General features: G+C 59.1%; 15 protein-coding genes. 5 read left to right on the plus strand and 10 right to left on the minus strand.

Annotated elements, in window-relative coordinates:
* Nucleotides 1–18 precede the first annotated feature (18 nt).
* From JJB09_RS08165 to petA, 4 genes are all read right to left on the minus strand, one after another.
* Nucleotides 19–561: an adenine phosphoribosyltransferase gene (locus JJB09_RS08165; protein ID WP_201655881.1), complete on the minus strand. Its 543-nt coding sequence runs from the start codon at nucleotides 559–561 to the stop codon at nucleotides 19–21.
* 141 nt (nucleotides 562–702) lie between these two features.
* Nucleotides 703–1,581 (minus strand): cytochrome c1, encoded by an 879-nt coding sequence (locus JJB09_RS08170; RefSeq protein WP_201655884.1) that lies wholly within the window; start codon nucleotides 1,579–1,581, stop codon nucleotides 703–705.
* A gap of 17 nt (nucleotides 1,582–1,598) precedes the next feature.
* Nucleotides 1,599–2,858 (minus strand): cytochrome b, encoded by a 1,260-nt coding sequence (locus tag JJB09_RS08175; protein WP_201655887.1) that lies wholly within the window; start codon nucleotides 2,856–2,858, stop codon nucleotides 1,599–1,601.
* Nucleotides 2,859–2,875: 17 nt separating this feature from the next.
* Nucleotides 2,876–3,454 carry a ubiquinol-cytochrome c reductase iron-sulfur subunit gene (gene petA, locus JJB09_RS08180; protein WP_201655890.1) on the minus strand — a complete coding sequence of 193 codons (579 nt, stop codon included), beginning with the start codon at nucleotides 3,452–3,454 and terminating at the stop codon, nucleotides 2,876–2,878.
* Between the two features lie 349 nt (nucleotides 3,455–3,803).
* On the opposite strand from petA, the gene JJB09_RS08185 reads away from it, so the two are divergent.
* Complete coding sequence (locus JJB09_RS08185) at nucleotides 3,804–4,757, plus strand: endonuclease/exonuclease/phosphatase family protein (RefSeq protein ID WP_201655893.1); 954 nt, start codon at nucleotides 3,804–3,806, stop codon at nucleotides 4,755–4,757.
* Here the strand turns inward: JJB09_RS08185 and JJB09_RS08190 are convergent.
* Nucleotides 4,738–6,597 carry an ABC transporter ATP-binding protein gene (locus tag JJB09_RS08190; protein WP_201656789.1) on the minus strand — a complete coding sequence of 620 codons (1,860 nt, stop codon included), beginning with the start codon at nucleotides 6,595–6,597 and terminating at the stop codon, nucleotides 4,738–4,740. The genes JJB09_RS08185 and JJB09_RS08190 overlap by 20 nt on opposite strands.
* 120 nt (nucleotides 6,598–6,717) lie before the next feature.
* Between JJB09_RS08190 and denD the strand changes: the two genes are divergently transcribed.
* The gene (denD, locus tag JJB09_RS08195; RefSeq protein ID WP_201655896.1) at nucleotides 6,718–7,695 is read left to right on the plus strand and encodes a D-erythronate dehydrogenase; all 978 of its coding nucleotides are present in this window, start codon (nucleotides 6,718–6,720) and stop codon (nucleotides 7,693–7,695) included.
* A 45-nt stretch (nucleotides 7,696–7,740) separates the two neighbouring features.
* Here denD and JJB09_RS08200 read toward each other — a convergent pair whose 3' ends face one another.
* The gene (locus JJB09_RS08200) at nucleotides 7,741–9,594 is read right to left on the minus strand and encodes an ABC transporter ATP-binding protein (protein ID WP_201655899.1); all 1,854 of its coding nucleotides are present in this window, start codon (nucleotides 9,592–9,594) and stop codon (nucleotides 7,741–7,743) included.
* A 357-nt stretch (nucleotides 9,595–9,951) separates the two neighbouring features.
* Here JJB09_RS08200 and JJB09_RS08205 point away from each other — a divergent pair, with 357 nt between their 5' ends.
* Nucleotides 9,952–10,428 carry a tRNA (cytidine(34)-2'-O)-methyltransferase gene (locus tag JJB09_RS08205; protein ID WP_201655902.1) on the plus strand — a complete coding sequence of 159 codons (477 nt, stop codon included), beginning with the start codon at nucleotides 9,952–9,954 and terminating at the stop codon, nucleotides 10,426–10,428.
* A gap of 15 nt (nucleotides 10,429–10,443) precedes the next feature.
* Here JJB09_RS08205 and JJB09_RS08210 read toward each other — a convergent pair whose 3' ends face one another.
* Nucleotides 10,444–12,378 carry an EAL domain-containing protein gene (locus JJB09_RS08210; protein WP_201655905.1) on the minus strand — a complete coding sequence of 645 codons (1,935 nt, stop codon included), beginning with the start codon at nucleotides 12,376–12,378 and terminating at the stop codon, nucleotides 10,444–10,446.
* A 356-nt stretch (nucleotides 12,379–12,734) separates the two neighbouring features.
* Between JJB09_RS08210 and hemF the strand changes: the two genes are divergently transcribed.
* Entirely contained in the window at nucleotides 12,735–13,646 is a 912-nt protein-coding gene (gene hemF, locus JJB09_RS08215; protein ID WP_201655908.1) for an oxygen-dependent coproporphyrinogen oxidase, read from the plus strand.
* A gap of 103 nt (nucleotides 13,647–13,749) precedes the next feature.
* Nucleotides 13,750–13,956: a hypothetical protein gene (locus tag JJB09_RS08220; RefSeq protein WP_201655911.1), complete on the plus strand. Its 207-nt coding sequence runs from the start codon at nucleotides 13,750–13,752 to the stop codon at nucleotides 13,954–13,956.
* Nucleotides 13,957–14,183: 227 nt separating this feature from the next.
* Here JJB09_RS08220 and JJB09_RS08225 read toward each other — a convergent pair whose 3' ends face one another.
* Genes JJB09_RS08225 through JJB09_RS08235 form a run of 3 tightly spaced genes read right to left on the minus strand, consistent with a single transcriptional unit; the run spans nucleotide 14,184 to nucleotide 16,701 of the window.
* Nucleotides 14,184–15,428, minus strand: coding sequence for a CCA tRNA nucleotidyltransferase (locus JJB09_RS08225; RefSeq protein WP_201655913.1), 1,245 nt, complete (start codon nucleotides 15,426–15,428; stop codon nucleotides 14,184–14,186).
* Complete coding sequence (locus JJB09_RS08230; RefSeq protein WP_425523702.1) at nucleotides 15,425–16,075, minus strand: CoA pyrophosphatase; 651 nt, start codon at nucleotides 16,073–16,075, stop codon at nucleotides 15,425–15,427. The genes JJB09_RS08225 and JJB09_RS08230 overlap by 4 nt, the downstream gene beginning before the upstream one ends.
* Nucleotides 16,076–16,077: 2 nt before the next feature.
* The gene (locus JJB09_RS08235; protein WP_201655917.1) at nucleotides 16,078–16,701 is read right to left on the minus strand and encodes a DUF1285 domain-containing protein; all 624 of its coding nucleotides are present in this window, start codon (nucleotides 16,699–16,701) and stop codon (nucleotides 16,078–16,080) included.
* Nucleotides 16,702–16,840: the final 139 nt, after the last annotated feature.

Raw genomic sequence — 16,840 nt, forward strand, 5'->3', positions numbered from 1 at the left:
CCCCTCCCCGGGATCCGGTCAGTGACCTTCGAACTCGATCAGCGTCTGAACCTTGACGCCCAGATCCTCCAGCTTTTTGCGACCGCCGAGTTCGGGCAGATCGATGACAAAGCAGGCAGCGACGATCTCGGCCCCCATCTGACGCAGCAACTTGGTGGCACCCTCGGCAGTTCCGCCGGTCGCGATCAGGTCGTCCACCAGGATGACTTTCTCGCCGGGCTGGACCGCATCGCGATGCATCTCCATCTCGTCGACGCCGTATTCCAGGCTGTAAGCGATGCGCACGGTATCATGCGGCAGCTTGCCCTTCTTGCGGATCGGAATGAACCCGGCAGACATCTGGTGCGCCATGGCGCCGCCTAGGATGAAGCCGCGTGCCTCGATGCCGGCAATCTTGTCGATCTTGGTGCCCGCGAACGGATGGACGAGCTCGTCGATCGCCCGCCGAAACGCCTGCGGATTGCCGAGCAGCGTGGTGATGTCGCGAAACATGACGCCCGGCTTGGGATAGTCGGGAATGTTGCGAATGGCCGCGCGGAGCGTCTCCTGAACTGAACTCATGTCTTCATCCATCTTGTGGAAAGTCTGGGTCTGTGGAGCAGTGGTTGCCCCGGTGCGCGGGACCATACCAATGTCCCATCCTCTTGACAGCAAAAAAGGCGGCCTTGGGGGCCGCCTTTTCGTATTATTTATCGCCGAAGCTTAGTGCTTGCTGGCATAGACAGCGCGCTTGGTCAGGAAGACCAGTGCGCCGAGGGCCGCCAGGAACACCATGACCATGAAGCCGGTGCGCTTGCGGTTTTCCAGCTTCGGTTCCGCCGCCCACATCATGAATGCGGCAACGTCCTTCGAATACTGCTCGAGCGTCTGCGGGCTACCATCGTCATAGGTGACCTGATCGTCGGAGATCGGCTTTGCCATCTTCAAGGCCGTACCACCCACGTAATGCGGGTTGAAATGCGTACCTTCGGCCACCTGCACGCCGGCAGGCGCATCCACATAACCGGTAAGCAGCGCGTGGATGTAGTCCGGGCCGCCTTCCTGGTAGGGAACAACCATATCGATGACGAACTGCGGGAAGCCGCGCTCGACGCCGCGCGCCTTGGCGAGCAACGAGAAGTCAGGCGGTGCAGCCCCACCATTGGCAGCGGCAGCTGCTTCATGGTTGGGGAATGGCGACGGGAAGTAGTCAGACGGAACAGCCTTTCGGCTGTACATCTCGCCATCGGCGTTCGGTCCGTCCTGCACTTCGTAGTCAGCGGCGAATGCCTTGACCTGCGCTTCGGTGTAGCCGAGATCCTCGAGGTTGCGGAAGGCCACCTTGCTCATCGAATGACAGGCGGAGCAGACTTCCTTGTAGACCTTGAGGCCGCGCTGAAGCTGAGCCTTGTCATACTTGCCGAAAATGCCGGAGAAGGTCCACTTCTGTTCTTCCGGCTTCAACACCGGGAAGTGACCGCCTTCGACTGCATGATGGACCTGAGCCGCCAGATCGTGGGCTTCTTCCGCTGCGTTCGCGAAGCCAGCGCCCGAACCGGCGATGGCTGCTGCGACAACGATGCTTGTGAAAAGCTTTTTCATTGTTGTTCTCCTCCTCATCAAGCCTTGGCGTTCTTTTCCAGAACGGCTTCCGTAATCGAGTTCGGAATGCGCTTCGGCGTTTCGATCAGACCGAGAACCGGCATGATCACGAGGAAGAAACCGAAGTAATAGAGCGTTCCGAGCTGCGACATCAGAGTGAAGAGATCGGTAGGCGTACGCGATCCAAGCCAGCCGAGCATCAGGCAGTCAGCAACGAACAGCCAGAAGAACAGCTTGTACCACGGACGATAAACGGCCGAGCGGACCTTGGAAGTGTCGAGCCAGGGCAGGAAGAACAGGATGAGGATCGAACCGAACATCACCAGAACGCCGCCAAGCTTGGAGTCGATCGGGCCGACATTGAAGGTGATCGCGCGCAGCATCGCGTAGAACGGCAGGTAGTACCATTCGGGAACGATGTGTGCCGGAGTCTTCAGTGCATCGGCTTCGATGTAGTTGTCGGGATGGCCGAGGAAATTCGGCATGTAGAAGACGAACCACGCATAGACCAGCAGGAAGATCACCACGCCGAGCGCGTCCTTGACGGTCGCATAGGGCGTGAACGCCACGGTGTCGGTCTTGGACTTGACTTCCACGCCTGTCGGGTTGGTCTGGCCGGTTACGTGCAGCGCCCAGACGTGCAGGATCACGACGCCGGCGATCATGAAGGGCAGCAGGTAATGCAGCGAGAAGAAGCGGTTAAGCGTCGGGTCGCCAACGGCAAAGCCGCCAAGCAGGAACTGCTGGATCCACTCGCCCACCAATGGGAAGGCAGTGAAGAAGCCGGTGATGACGGTCGCGCCCCAGAAGGACATCTGTCCCCAAGGCAGCACGTAGCCCATGAAGCCGGTGGCCATCATCAGAAGATAGATGACAACACCGAGAATCCAGAGGATTTCGCGCGGAGCCTTGTAGGAACCGTAGTAAAGGCCGCGAGCGATGTGCAGGTAGACGGCGATGAAGAAGAACGACGCACCATTTGCGTGCATGTAGCGCAAGAGCCAACCGTAGTTGACGTCGCGCATGATCTTTTCGACGGAATTGAATGCGACGGTGGTTTCTGCCGCATAGTGCATGGCCAGCACGATGCCGGTCAGAATCTGGACGACCAGCATCACCGACAGCATGGCGCCAAAAGTATAGGCCATGTTCAGGTTGCGCGGCACCGGATAGGCGATGAATGAATCATACATCAGGCGCGGCAGCGGAAGGCGGGAATCCACCCATTTCTCTATGCCGGATTTCGGCTCGTAGGTTGAAGAATGATCAACGCTCATATCAATTTGCCCCTCTATCAACCGATACGGATGACTTTATCCGAAATAAAGCTGGATATCGGAATAGCCATGTTTTCCGGCGCGGGACCCTTACGGATGCGTCCGGCCGTATCGTAGGACGAGCCATGGCAGGGACAGAACCATCCACCGAATTCCCCGGACTCGCCAAGCGGAACGCAACCCAGATGGGTGCAGACCCCGATCATGACCAGCCAGTTCTCCTTGCCTTCGCCAGCAGAGCGATCGACATCGGTCGCCTTGGCATCGGCCGCAATGTTGGCATTGCGTGCGAGCGGATCCTTCAGTTCCGAAAGGTCAACCGCCTTGGCGTCTGCCACTTCCTTGTCGGTGCGGTTGCGAATGAATACCGGCTTGCCGCGCCATTTGACGGTCAGCGACTGGCCCGGCTCGAGCGCACCGACATCCACCTCGATGGATGCAAGCGCTAGTGTCGAGGCATCCGGCCGCATCTGGTCGATGAACGGCCAAGCCACGCCGACAGCGCCAACCGCAGCTGCCATCCCCGTTGTCAAATATAGAAAATCGCGGCGGGTCGGACCGCCCGCTTCCCCGCCTGTCGTGTCGTGTTCGCTCACGGCTTATCCATCCTCTGCGCGAAGTTTAGTCTCATACACCTAGAAGTCCGGCTTTTCAGTGGTCACAATACGGCCACAGATTCCCCCACTTTCGGGCGCGTTCTAAGCTTGATTGCAGAATATGTCCAGTCTTGGCAAGGGGATGAGGGCACAATGTCGCGGTTAATTCACCCGCGAGCGATAACTACCCGCAGGAGCAAGCATATTTGTCAGCCATGACGACACAAGGCGCGCAGTTGCGCAATTGTGCCGCGACCGGCGTCATCCATTTGGTTGAATTCCTCAACGATTGCGCCCCCGTTGCGGGCGTGTTAGCCGCATAGGCGAACAAAGGGAAATCTGCTCCGACATGAAGTCTGTTTCGATCGTCATCGGCACGCTCGCCGCCCTAGCCGTAGCGGCGCTCGCCGGCCGCTACGCCACCGGCTCCTGGATTTTCTATACGATTGCCAGCTTACAGATACAGGGGGCAGTAGCAGCCTTTGCACTGGCGGCGATTTCCTTTGGGTTTTACCGCCACGCCCTGAACCTGGCTCTGATGGTAGTTGCGATCCTCATCGGGGCGCACGGCTACATCATGCTCGGCGAGTTCCGCCAGCCAGCGCCACTCGACCCGGCTGCGAAGCCCCTGTTCCGCCTGCTGTCGATCAACATCATGGGCGACAATCCACAGGGCGTCAAGGTGGCAGACTACATCATCGGCTCCGGTGCGGACGTGGTTTTCATCCAGGAATCTGCGCCGATCGGCCCACATATCGATCGCATCAAGGTGGTCTATCCCTACCGGCTCGGCTGCGGGGCCCAGACGATCACCTGCGATCAATCGCTTTGGTCCAAGCGACCGCTGGCCGAAGGCAAGGTCATCACCGCAAGCCCCATTTACCGTGACCGGCTGATGATCGCCACGATCGATTTCGATGGGCGGCCGGTCAACTTCGTCAACGTACACCTGACCAAGCCCTATTTCGACAATTTCCATGCCTACGAACTGCGCAGGATCCAAAAAAGCATCGCCCCGCTGAAGGGGCCGATGATCCTTGCAGGCGATTTCAATGCTTCGATACTGACGCCGGACATCAGGGGTTTTCTCAAATCGACCTACTTGATGACTGCCGAAAAAGAGCCGCAGACCTGGCCAGTCAAAGCCACCTGGGCCGGCATGGCGATTGATCATGTGTTCGTCCGTGATGCGCTGCGGTTCAAATCGCTTGCCCGCGTCGAGGAGACGCTGGGCTCCAACCACTATGGCCTGATCGCCGACGTGCTCTGGCAGGACGATACGGCTACTTATCCACCGCAATGAAACCGCCGGACTGGCGAGCCCACAGATCGGCATAGAGGCCGCCCTTCGCCAACAGTTGCCGATGGCCACCCTCCTCGATGATCCGTCCCTTGTCCATGACCACGAGGCGATCGAGATTGGCGATCGTCGACAGGCGGTGGGCAATGGCGATGACGGTCTTGCCATTCATCAGCTTTTCGAGGTTTTGCTGGATGGCGGCTTCCACCTCTGAATCCAACGCCGATGTCGCTTCGTCCAAAACCAGGATCGGCGCGTCCTTGAGCAGCATGCGGGCGATTGCGATCCTCTGGCGTTGTCCGCCAGAAAGCTTCACCCCCCTTTCGCCGACATGAGCGTCATAGCCCTTGCGACCGCGGAAATCCTCGAGGTGGGGAATGAACATGTCTGCTTCGGCCTCGCGCGCGGCTGCCTGCATCGCCTCCACCGTCGCATCCGGCCGGCCGAACATGATGTTGTCGCGCACAGAGCGATGCAGCAGCGCCGTGTCCTGTGTGACCATGCCGATCTGCCGGCGCAATGATTCTTGCCGGACCGAGGCGATGTCCTGGCCGCTAATGAGGATACGGCCGGATTCGAGATCGTAAAAACGCAAGAGCAGGTTGACCAGGGTCGACTTTCCGGCCCCCGAGCGCCCGATGATCCCGACTTTCTCCCCCGCCGCGATCGACAGATTGAGCCCCTCAATGACGCCGCTACCCCTGCCATAATGGAAGCTGACATTCTCGAAGAGGATCGAGGGCTCTCGAATGACCAGATCGGGAGCGTCCGGCCGGTCGACGAGTGCAATCGGCGCCGCGATCATTTCCGCTGAATTCTGGATCGTGCCGAGATTGCGCATGATCGCGTTGAATTGCGTCATCATCCGGCCGAGCAGCATGTTCATGCGCAGCACGAGACCCAGGGTGAAGGCCACGGCGCCCGTCGTCACCTGCCCGTCCAGCCACAGTTCGATCGTCAAGGCGCCCACCGCCGTGATCATCAATCCCGACAGAAAGGCAAGCGATGAGCGGACGCCGGTCAGATAACGCGTAAACGACTTCAGCACATCCTGGAACCGCTCGAAACCGTCTCTGATATAGCGGTCGTTATCCTCCTCGCGGCCGAACAGCTTCAGCGTCTGGATATTGGAATAGGCATCCGTCAACCGTCCGTTCAGCATTGAAGAGGCTTCCGCAGTCTCGCGTGCATTGCGACGGATTTTCGGCACGAAGAAGCGGGCCAGCACAATGAACGCGACAATCCAAAAGCCCACCAGCGCACCCAACCTCCAGTCGAGGCTGGAGACCAGCGTCAGAGTCGTCAGCGAATAGATCACCATGAACCAGGCAACCTGCAGCAGCGACACCATGAGGTCGCCGGTGGCCTGCCCAGCAGCCCAGACCTTGGTGACGATCCGGCCCGAAAAGTCGTTGTGAAAGAAGCTGAGGGACTGCCGGGAAATGTGGGCGTGCGCCTGCCAGCGCACCAGATTAAAGAAGCCGGGAACGATCACCTGCTCCTCGACCAGCGCCGAAAGCGCAATCGCCGAAAAGCGCACCCCCAGGACGACGAAGGCGATGAAGGCTATTTCCCGGCCATGCGCTTCGATCAGGCCGCTCCAGCCGTTGCCGGGACCAACGCTGTCCAGAATGTCGACAAGTCGGCCGACGAACCAGAACAGCCCGGCCTCGAGCATCGCCACGACGCCGCCCAACACCAGCATGGCGAAGAACGCAGCCTTGGCTTGCGAGACATAGTGCCAGATGAATGCCGCCGTGCCCTTTGGCGGCTGGTAGCTCGCTTTCGGCCCAAAAGGGTCAATCCAGGATTCGAAATAGCGTGCGAGCCGGTGAAATATCATCACTGCGATATAGGTTGTTTTCTCGCCGGCGCAAAGGTCGCCGCTGTCCTGATTTCACCTTGAAAAAAGCGCAAGGAGGGGCTCTATGGCAGACGGAATTTATTACTGGAGGATTTATTCATGCATATTGCCATCATCGGAGCGGCCGGAATGGTCGGCCGCAAACTCACGACCCGGCTGGCAACCGCCGGCGAGCTTACCGGCCGCTACATCGAGCGGCTGACGCTGGCCGATGTGGTGCCGGCCGACGCTCCTGCCGCATTCAAGGGCAATGTCGAGATCGTGGCAGGCGATTTCTCCGGCGAGGCGGAAATCCAGAAACTGGTGGACGCTCGCCCCGACGTTATTTTCCATCTGGCTGCAATCGTTTCCGGCGAGGCGGAACTGGACTTCGAAAAGGGCTACCGCATCAACATGGATGGCATGCGCCACCTGCTCGAAGCGATCCGACATGCCCATGACGAGGACGGCTATCGCCCTCGCCTGGTCTTCACCTCGTCGATCGGCGTCTACGGCAGCCCCTTCCCTGCCTCCATACCGGATGATTTTCATCTCACCCCGCTCACCAGCTATGGCACCCAGAAGGCGATCTGCGAGTTGCTGCTGGCTGACTATAGTCGTCGTGGCTTCGTCCAGGGCGTCGGCATCCGCCTGCCGACCATCTGCGTCCGTCCGGGCAAGCCCAACAAGGCCGCCTCGGGCTTTTTCTCGGGGATCATCCGCGAGCCGCTGGTGGGTGTGGAAGCGATCCTGCCCGTGCCCGATACTGTGCGCCACTGGCACGCCTCGCCGCGCTCGGCGGTGGGCTTCCTCATCCATGCCGCCGAAATCGACACGATGAAACTCGAGGGCCGGCCGACCCTTACCATGCCCGGCATCTCGGCGACCGTCGAAGAACAGATCGATGCGCTGCGCAATGTTGCCGGTGAAAAGGCTACCTTGCTCATCCGTCGCGAGCCCGACGAAATGATCATGCGCATCGTCGCAAGCTGGCCCGAGCGCTTTGAAGCGACACGTGCCACGGCGCTTGGCTTCAGGGCCGACGCCTCGTTCGAGGATATCATCAAGGCCCATATCGAGGACGAGTTGCAGAAATAGCAGGCAATAACAAAGAGGCCGGGGTTTTCGCCCCGGCCTCTCTTACTACTCCGCCGCTTGCTCCGCGTCGGCGTCATCGGCGATAAATCCACCGGACTGACGCTTCCAGAGATCGGCATAGATACCGCCTTCGGCCACGAGCTCGGAATGGCTGCCCTCTTCGCGGACCGCCCCCTTGTCGAGCACGATCACGCGGTCCATCTCCGTCAGCGTCGACAGCCGGTGGGCGATTGCAATAACCGTCTTGCCTTCCATCAGCTCGAACAGGTTTTCCTGGATCGCCGCCTCGACTTCGGAATCGAGCGCCGAGGTCGCCTCGTCGAGCACCAGGATCGGCGCATCCTTGAGGAACACACGCGCGATCGCCACGCGCTGCCGCTGGCCGCCCGACAGTTTCACGCCACGTTCTCCGACCTGCGCATCAAGCCCGACGCGCCCATGCGGATCCACCAGCGTCTCGATGAAGTCCCAGGCATTCGCTCGCTTGGCCGCCTCGATGATCTCGGCATCGCTTGCGCCCGGGTTGCCATAGGCAATGTTGTCGCGAACGGACCGGTGCAGCAGCGAGGTGTCTTGCGTGACGACACCGATCTTGCTGCGCAGGCTGTCCTGCGTCACCTTGCTGATATCCTGCCCGTCGATGCGGATCTGCCCGCCCTCGAGATCGTAGAACCGCAGCAGCACATTCATCAGCGTCGTCTTGCCGGCCCCAGAACGGCCGACAAGGCCGACCTTTTCGCCTGGCTGGATGGCTAACGAGATATCGTTGATGACGCCCTTGTCCTTGCCATAGTGGAAGCGGATCTTGTCGAACTCGATCTTGCCGCCGCTGGCACGAAGTGTCCTGGCGTCCTGGCCATCGCGGATGTCCTGCTTCTTGGAAAGCATTGCCATGCCGTCATAGACAGTGCCGATGTTCTCGAACAGCGCCGAGACTTCCCACATGATCCATTGCGACATGCCGTTGATGCGCAGGGAAAGCGAGATGGCGACAGCGATGGCACCGAGCGAAATCGAACCGCCGACCCAGAACCAGATCGACAGGGCTGTCGTCAGGAATGCGAGAAGCGCGTTGTTGAGGTGCACCAGCGCATGGAAGGTGGTGATGAAGCGCATCTGGCCGTGCACGGTTTGCAGGAACTCATCCATGCCCTTCTTCGCAAAGGTCTCCTCACGCCCCGCATGCGAAAACAGCTTGACCGTGGCAATGTTGGTGTAGCTGTCGACGATCCGGCCGGTCATCATCGAACGGGCATCCGCCTGCCGTTCGGAAATCTTCCGCAGCCGGGGGATGAAGTACCGCAGCAGGCAGGAATAGACGACCACCCAAAGAGCCAGCGGCCCCATGAGACGCCAGTCGGCGGTACCCACCACCACGAACATGGAAATGAAGTAGCTCAGGACATAGACGAAAACGTCCAGAACCTTCATCGCAACTTCGCGCACGGCCAGCGAGGTCTGCATCACCTTGGTGGCGACACGGCCCGCAAACTCGTTGGAGAAGAAGCTCATGCTCTGGCGCAGCAGATAACGGTGCATCTGCCAGCGGCCAATCATCGGGTAGTTGCCGATCAGCACCTGATGGATCACCAGCGACTGAAAGATCACCAGACCCGGCAGAACAACGAGAGCGAACACCGCCATATAGGCAAGCGTTGTGCCCTCGGTGGCCAAGAAGGTCTTGGGATCCGACTTCGACAGCCAATCGACGATCTGGCCGAGGAAGTTGAACAGCATGACTTCGCCGACACCGATCGCAGCAGTGACGACAGCCATCAGCACCAGCCAGCCGGCCACCGGCTTCGAGTAATGCATGATGAACGCATAAAGCGTGCTGGGCGGGCGCGAGGGATCCTCGGCGGGATAGGGATTTACACGGCTTTCAAACCAGGCAAACATTGCGGAATTCTCCAGATGAAAACGCGGCGAGCGCGTCCCTTTGGGGGAGCCGGCGGAGCGGAATCTGCTCGGCGCTAAAAGTACGCCGCGGGCACTCAACCGGAATATATGTGAAGGCGAAGAATGTAAGAAAAGATCAGAACGACTTCGGCGTCATTCGAAGAAGGCGCCAGTTGCGACAATTAATATCCATGACAGCCTCCCAATCCTTCGCGTTAAAGACAGCATTCTGCATAGACCGATTTGCGAAAAATCGCTAGAGCACCGGCGCGGTCTTTTTACGGAACCTGCTCATCAATTAGCCATTTGTTGCCAAATGAGCACAGCCGACGCGCGAAGAAAGTTTTGAGGACGAGCATGCCGGGTCTGTCAATCGCACTCTATCAGCCGGATATCGCCGGAAACACCGGCACGATCCTCAGGCTCGCCGCATGCCTGGGTATAAGCGTCGAGATCATCGAACCGGCGGGCTTCGATACGTCGGATCGCAATCTCAGGCGCGCCGGCCTTGATTATGCCCAGACCGCACAGTTGACGCGCCATGTCGACTGGGCGCATTTCGAGGCATGGCGCGTTGAAACCGGGCGCAGACTGGTTCTCGCGTCGACAGGGGCTGCGGCCCCCTACACGTCAATCGAATACCGTAGTGACGATATCCTGCTTTTCGGCCGGGAAAGCGCTGGCGTGCCCGAACACGTGCATGAAAAAGCCGATCTGCGCGTCATCATTCCAATGGTCGCGGGACAGCGTTCGATCAACGTTGCGATGTCGGCGGCGATGATTTCGGGTGAAGCGCTGCGACAGACCGGGTTTCCAGCTTTGGCGCACCTTTGAGATAGACCGAAGGGTTCAGGCGCTGACCGCCTTGCTGGCCTCTTTGCCGATACCGGCATAGCAGATGAAATCATCGACCGGCAGCGGCTTGGACCAATAGTAACCCTGACCGAAGTCGACGCCGAGCAACCCGAGTATGTTGGCGGCACGTTGCGTCTCGACTCCTTCGGCAACGATCTTCAGGCCGAGCGACTTGCCCATCCGCACGATCGCCTCGACAAGCGCGCTGTCCTGCGTCGTGTCAAACATGGCAAAGACGAACGACTGGTCGATCTTGAGCGTTGCAATGTCGAACTTGCTGAGGTTGCCGAGATTCGAGTAGCCCTTGCCGAAATCATCGAGCGAGAAGGTCAGACCCTTGGCCGCAAGCCGGCTGATCTGACCCTTGATGTCGTATTCGTCTTCGAGCAGCAGCGATTCCGTCAACTCGAGTTCCAGATACTTCGACTCCAGCCCGCTGACATAAAGCGCATCGAGCACGATATGTTCGAGGTTGCCTCGCTTGAACTGCACGGCCGAAATATTGACCGCTACGGCAAAATCTGGCGAGCCGAGCTCATGGATCCGCTTGCATTGCAGGCAGGCCTCGCGAATGACCCATTCGCCGATCTCGACGATCATGCCGGTGCTTTCCGCCACCGGAATGAACTGGTCCGGCGGCACCGGGTCGCCGCCTTCGGGGAACCAGCGCAGCAGCGCTTCCGCGCCCTTTATCTTTCCGGTGTCGAGATCGATCTTTGGCTGGAAGTACAGGCTGAATTCATGCCTGTCGATCGCCGTCTTCAGATTGGCCGCCATTGTCACCGAAGCGATCGCCTGATTGCTCATAGTTTCGTCATAGAGCTTGACGACGTTTCGGCCAGCGGTCTTGGCCTTGTACATGGCGATGTCGGCTTCGCGTCGCAGCCGCGCAAATTCAAACGCCCCGTCTTCGCGAATTGCCGCGCCGATAGAGCAAGTCAGCATGATGAACTGATGGCCTGAGCCGAGCGGCTCGGCGATCTTCTTGCGGATCATCTCGGCAATGTTGGCAACAACCTCAGGCTCGACAGCCGCTTCGGTCATGATACCGAAGACATCCCCGCCGATGCGGAAGACGAAGCATTCTGGCGTGGCAAGCTCGGTAAGCCTTTCGGCCACGGTCTTCAAAACGCTATCGCCGAAGACATGGCCGAGTGAGTCATTGACCACCCGGAGATTGTCGAGCCCGATGACGAACAGACTGACCTTGGGGCTGCCTGCGGCAGCATAATGGTCGCGATACTTCTTCTCCGCCATGAACAGATTGGGCAGGCCCGTCAGCGGGTCGTGGTTGGCAAGCCGGAATATCTCATCCTCGGACGCCTTGGCCTTGCGGTACTCGCTGTTGTAGCGCGACAGCAGGTGGCGCATGTCGTTGGCAAGCATGAAGACCGTGACGGCGGTGACCGAGTAGAGCATCACTGCATCGCCGACATTGGACCAGTCAAAGTAGAACGCGCCGAAATCGACCCAGTGGTTCTCGTTGGCGATCCCGAGCGCGACCGCGTTGAGGATAACAGCGACATACATGATGGCAAAGTGCTTGGGCGTAGCCAGGATCGCGGCAAAGACCAGGGCGATCGAATTGCCGAGGATGATCTGGTCGCGAAGCCCGTCGCCCATCCATGTAATGTAGGTTACCGCCGAAAAGATGGTCCACAGGAAGATGAACTGGGCCGCTGACGGGTTTTCGTTGTCATAGAAGCGCCGCGCGACAAACAACACGCAGAACACGGACGCCGCAGCGATCGTCAGCCAGATACCACGCTCGAATATCAGATTGTTGACGATGGAGAGCACGATCAGAAAGTTGATCGCGACAATCATCTGCTTGACGCGCCGCGCATTGTATTTGGCAAGCGCCTGGATGACATCGAAACGGCCTGGTTCGGCACCATGAAGGACATCGGGCGCGCGGCTGCGCTTCACTGACAGCGCAGTGTCCGAACCTCTCCCAAACTTTCGTATCCAGTTAAATGCCATTGCCAACCCGAACGACCCAACTGCCACGGCAAGCGACACGTGACAATCCGGCCTCTATTGTGCACCATCGTTCGTATTCTGAACAATGGTGCGGGAATATCAACTCTGCCAAGACGCCCCTTGTGAAGACGACCTGGCGCATCGTATGTTCCGCTTAAACCCGGATGCTCTAGCAAACGCTTAAAACCGACATCTTAAATCGGCATTTCTACGACTATTTGCCTGAATGGTTGATTTTCCGTTTAGGATTTTCAATCAATTGTCGCGATCAGTGCGAATCAAAAGAATGGGACTTGGACGTCATGGAACGACCGGTACTTCCACAGGGCCTTCCGGCCGATATCGAAGACAAGAAGGAAGCGGCCCGGCAGTGGTTCGAGAGCCTGCGAGACGGGCTTTGTGCAGCTTTTGAGGCGCTGGAAGCCGAGCTTACCGGGCCGCTATCGGATTACCCCGCAGGAAAGTTCCATCGCAAGGACTGGCTGCGCGAAGATGGTCGTGGCGGCGGCGGCACGATGTCCATGCTTGAGGGACGCGTCTTCGAGAAGGCAGCCATCCACACATCCACCGTCTATGGCGAATTTTCGCCGGAATTCCGCCAGCAGATGCCCGGCGCGTCGGAAGACCCGCGCTTCTGGGCTTCGGGAATTTCGCTGATTGCGCATCCGGTCAATCCGCACGTCCCAGCGGTGCATATGAACACCCGTATGGTGGTCACAAGCTCGCACTGGTTCGGCGGCGGCGCCGACCTGACACCGGTCCTGGGCCGGCGTCGCACCCAGGAAGATCCGGACAGCCAGCTCTTCCACAGGGCGCTGGAAATTGCCTGCTCGCGCCATGCGGTTGCCGACTACCCGAAATACAAAGACTGGTGCGACGAGTACTTCTTCCTCAAGCACCGCAACGAGGCGCGTGGCATCGGCGGCATCTTCTTCGACTGGCAGAACTCCGATAACGAACAGGGCGGATGGGATGCCGATTTTGCCTTTACCCGTGACGTCGGCCGCGCTTTCGGCCTCGTCTATCCCAAGATCGTGCGCAGCAATTTCAACACGCCCTGGACAGAGGACGACCGGGACGAACAACTCATCCGTCGCGGCCGTTATGTCGAGTTCAACCTGCTCTACGACCGCGGCACCATGTTCGGTCTCAAGACCGGCGGCAACGTTGAAGCGATCCTTTCCTCACTGCCTCCGGTCGTTCGCTGGCCTTGACGACGGACATGTGAATTCAGGGGAAAGATTCGCGATCGTCATATTTCTGAGACCTAATATATGCTAGGTTACCTCCGTCCCTGATGAGCTGGAGGAGTTAGTCATGGCAACGACCGAGACCACTCGCGTCACCACCGAGGAGGCCGAAGGATTGCGCAACGATCAGGCGGTCAATCTCGCCGACCGCGATTCCTATTTTGAGCATCTTGCTTCCATGAAGGCCGACAACCGCAAACTGTCTGCAGCGCTTCGCCTGCAGACGTCGGCCTGCTTCGAATCCTGGGCCTTGCCGGACTATATGCGCCATTGACGCGTGTGATAAGCGCGGGAAATCTGGAACGGGGACAAATAAAAAGCCCGGCGCGGGAGGAGGTGCACCGGGCTTTAATCATGACTGACAACTGGGAGGAGGAGTGTTGTCAGTCGCTATGAAGAGGTTCGGGAGGAGGTGAACCGCTTCATTAATCAGACTGTAATATTGCACCGCAGAAATGACAAGCGAAAAATTGCGGCATTGCAATATTTTTCATTCGCATACTATTGAATAGCCAGTCCGACGAGCTCGTCCCTCGTCAGTGAGAAGTTCGAGGCGATCCAGTCTTTTTCCAGCCGCTCGAGCATGGCCCCCATTTCCGGTCCCGGCTTGAAGCCAACGGCAAGCAGGTCGGCCCCCTTGACCGGGAGATTCGGGCGTTGCCATTGTTCGGTGGCCTGCAAAAGCTTCTGCAGATAGCCCATGCGCTTCAGCTGATCGAGATCATCCTCACCTTTCGAGAGTGCATTCGCGATCGCCAGCTTAAGCCTGGCCACCGACCCGGCTGCGCCATGCTGGTAAAGCAGCTTCTCCCAGTCCGTCTTGGAAATCGTCTCGACGAAGTTCGGAAACTCCGAAAATGCCTCCAGGAACTCCCGCTCGGCACCGGACATTCTCAGGCGATCGGCCATCGCTTCGAGCCTGTCGCTTACCGGCGGGACCATTGCGGCAAGTCTGAGGAGCGGATTTACGGGCCAGCCGAATTGATCTTCTGCGCGCACTAGCGCCGGAACTGCGTCGATGCCCCACTTTTCGGTTTCCGGCAGGACTTCCGTCAGTACGCCCGACGTCCGCATCCACAGCAGCGCCCGGAACGGGTCTGGCGCCGAAAGCAGCTTGCGCATTTCGGCCCATATCCGCTCGGCGGAAAGCGCGCCAATGCTTTTCTTGGCAACCGCACAGGCTTTCAGTCCCTCTGCATCCGGCCGTCCCTTGCCGTAGAAAGCAAAGAACCGGAAGAACCGCAGGATACGCAGATGATCCTCGGCGATCCGCTCGGCGGCCGAACCGATAAAGCGGATCGTTGCCGATGCGATATCCGGCAAGCCACCCACATAATCGTAGACCTCGCCGTCTTTGTCGGCATAGAGCGCGTTGATCGTCAGGTCTCGGCGCTCGGCATCCGCCTTCCAGTCATCGGTGAACTCCACTTCGGCATGCCGGCCATCGGTATCGACATCCTTGCGCAGCGTTGTGACCTCGAACGGCTTGCCATCGACAACAAGCGTCACCGTGCCGTGCTTGATGCCGGTCGGCACGCATTTGATGCCTGCTGCCTCGGCGAGCGCCTGCACTGCCTCGGGTCGATGGGTGGTGGCGATATCCATGTCGCTGAGCGGGATGCCCATCAAGCTGTTGCGCACCGCGCCACCGACAATGCGCGCCTCACCGTCATCGCGGTTGAGCAGCGCCAGCACACGTTGAAGCCCCTCAGCCTTGAACCAGTTTTCGCTGGCGATGTTGGTCATTCGTAGAACCTCTCGTAGAGCGAGCGAACGATGCCCGCCGTGATGCCCCAGATGCGCCAGTCGTCGTAGGTCATCGCGTAATAATTTCTCTCGAGATCGCGAAACGTCGTGCGCTCCCGAACGTGGTTTGCCGGATCCATGAGGAATCCGAGTGGCACCTCGAACACATTCTCCACCTCGTCGGGATTGAGCTTGAGCTCGAAGCCCGGCCTGACGGTCGACAAGACAGGCGTGATCCGAAACCCGGAAAGCACCGGAATTGACGGCAGACGGCCGATGATATCGACGAAGTGCCGGGCCAACCCGATCTCCTCCTCGGCCTCGCGCAGCGCTGCAATCTCCGGAGACTCGTCCTCGTGGTCGAGCTTGCCGCCGGGAAAAGCGATCTGGCCGGAATGCTTGCGCAGGGACGACGTCCTCTTCGTAAAGATGACCGTTGCCTGATCGCCATGATCGACCACCGGCACCAGCACCGCTGCGTCCTTGAGTTCCATTCCCTCAAGCCCATGCTCGACGCCGGGATTGATCTTGTAGTCGCCGTAGAGAAGAAAATCACCGGGGTTGCCGTTGATGTGGTCCTCGGCCCTGCGCCGGAATTCGCGGGCAGTAAAACCCGTTGTCGTCGCTAGCGCGTGGTGATCGTTGATTGTCAATGCGATAGTCTTTCAAGTTCGTCTGCCCGCATCACCGGAAACAGAACTCCGGCCGAACGGACGCAAAACATGACCTCTCCGTCGATCTCGGCTTCTTCTCCAAGCTCGACCAGATCATACATAACGGCGCGCGAAACCAGGGCCTCGAGATTGCCGCGCACATGTAGATAGGGCTTGAGCTGCTGGTTTTCACCCGCGATCTCGAAACGCATGCTGTGATCTGGCCCGGCGGCCACCACGTCACCGACGTTGGTTCTGAATGTCAGAACGCGCGACGCGCCATTGCCCTCGGCTACCATTTCCACCGCGACGAAAGGAGCATCCTCGATGCGGATACCGACTTTTTCGACCGGGGTTACCAGATAAGTCTTGCCGTCATCGTCCTTGCGCAAGACCGTGGAAAACAGCCTGACCAGCGGCTGTCTGCCGATCGGCGTGCCCATATAGAACCAGGTGCCGTCCGCCCGGATCTCCATATCGATATCGCCGCAATAGGGTGGATGCCAGCGCTCGACCGGCGGCAGGCCGCGACCCGGCTGATTGGTGTCGGCCGCGGCACGCGCAATCAGCGCGGCGAGACTGCCGGCATCTTTTTGCGCCTGAAATTCACCGCTTGCCATTCTTATGTCCTCATCGGGGCCGATATGCTGACGCTATCTTGGTAGGAATCGCGCTTGTCAGCCGTTGTTACCCCTGTCACTTTACAAAGCAAGCAAGCATAAGTGCAAATTACGAATCGAAATCGCCATCACCCGGAGG

It is taken from the genome of Phytoamicus setariae (assembly GCF_016722925.1).
Classification (GTDB): Bacteria; Pseudomonadota; Alphaproteobacteria; order Rhizobiales; family Rhizobiaceae; genus Rhizobium_E; species Rhizobium_E setariae.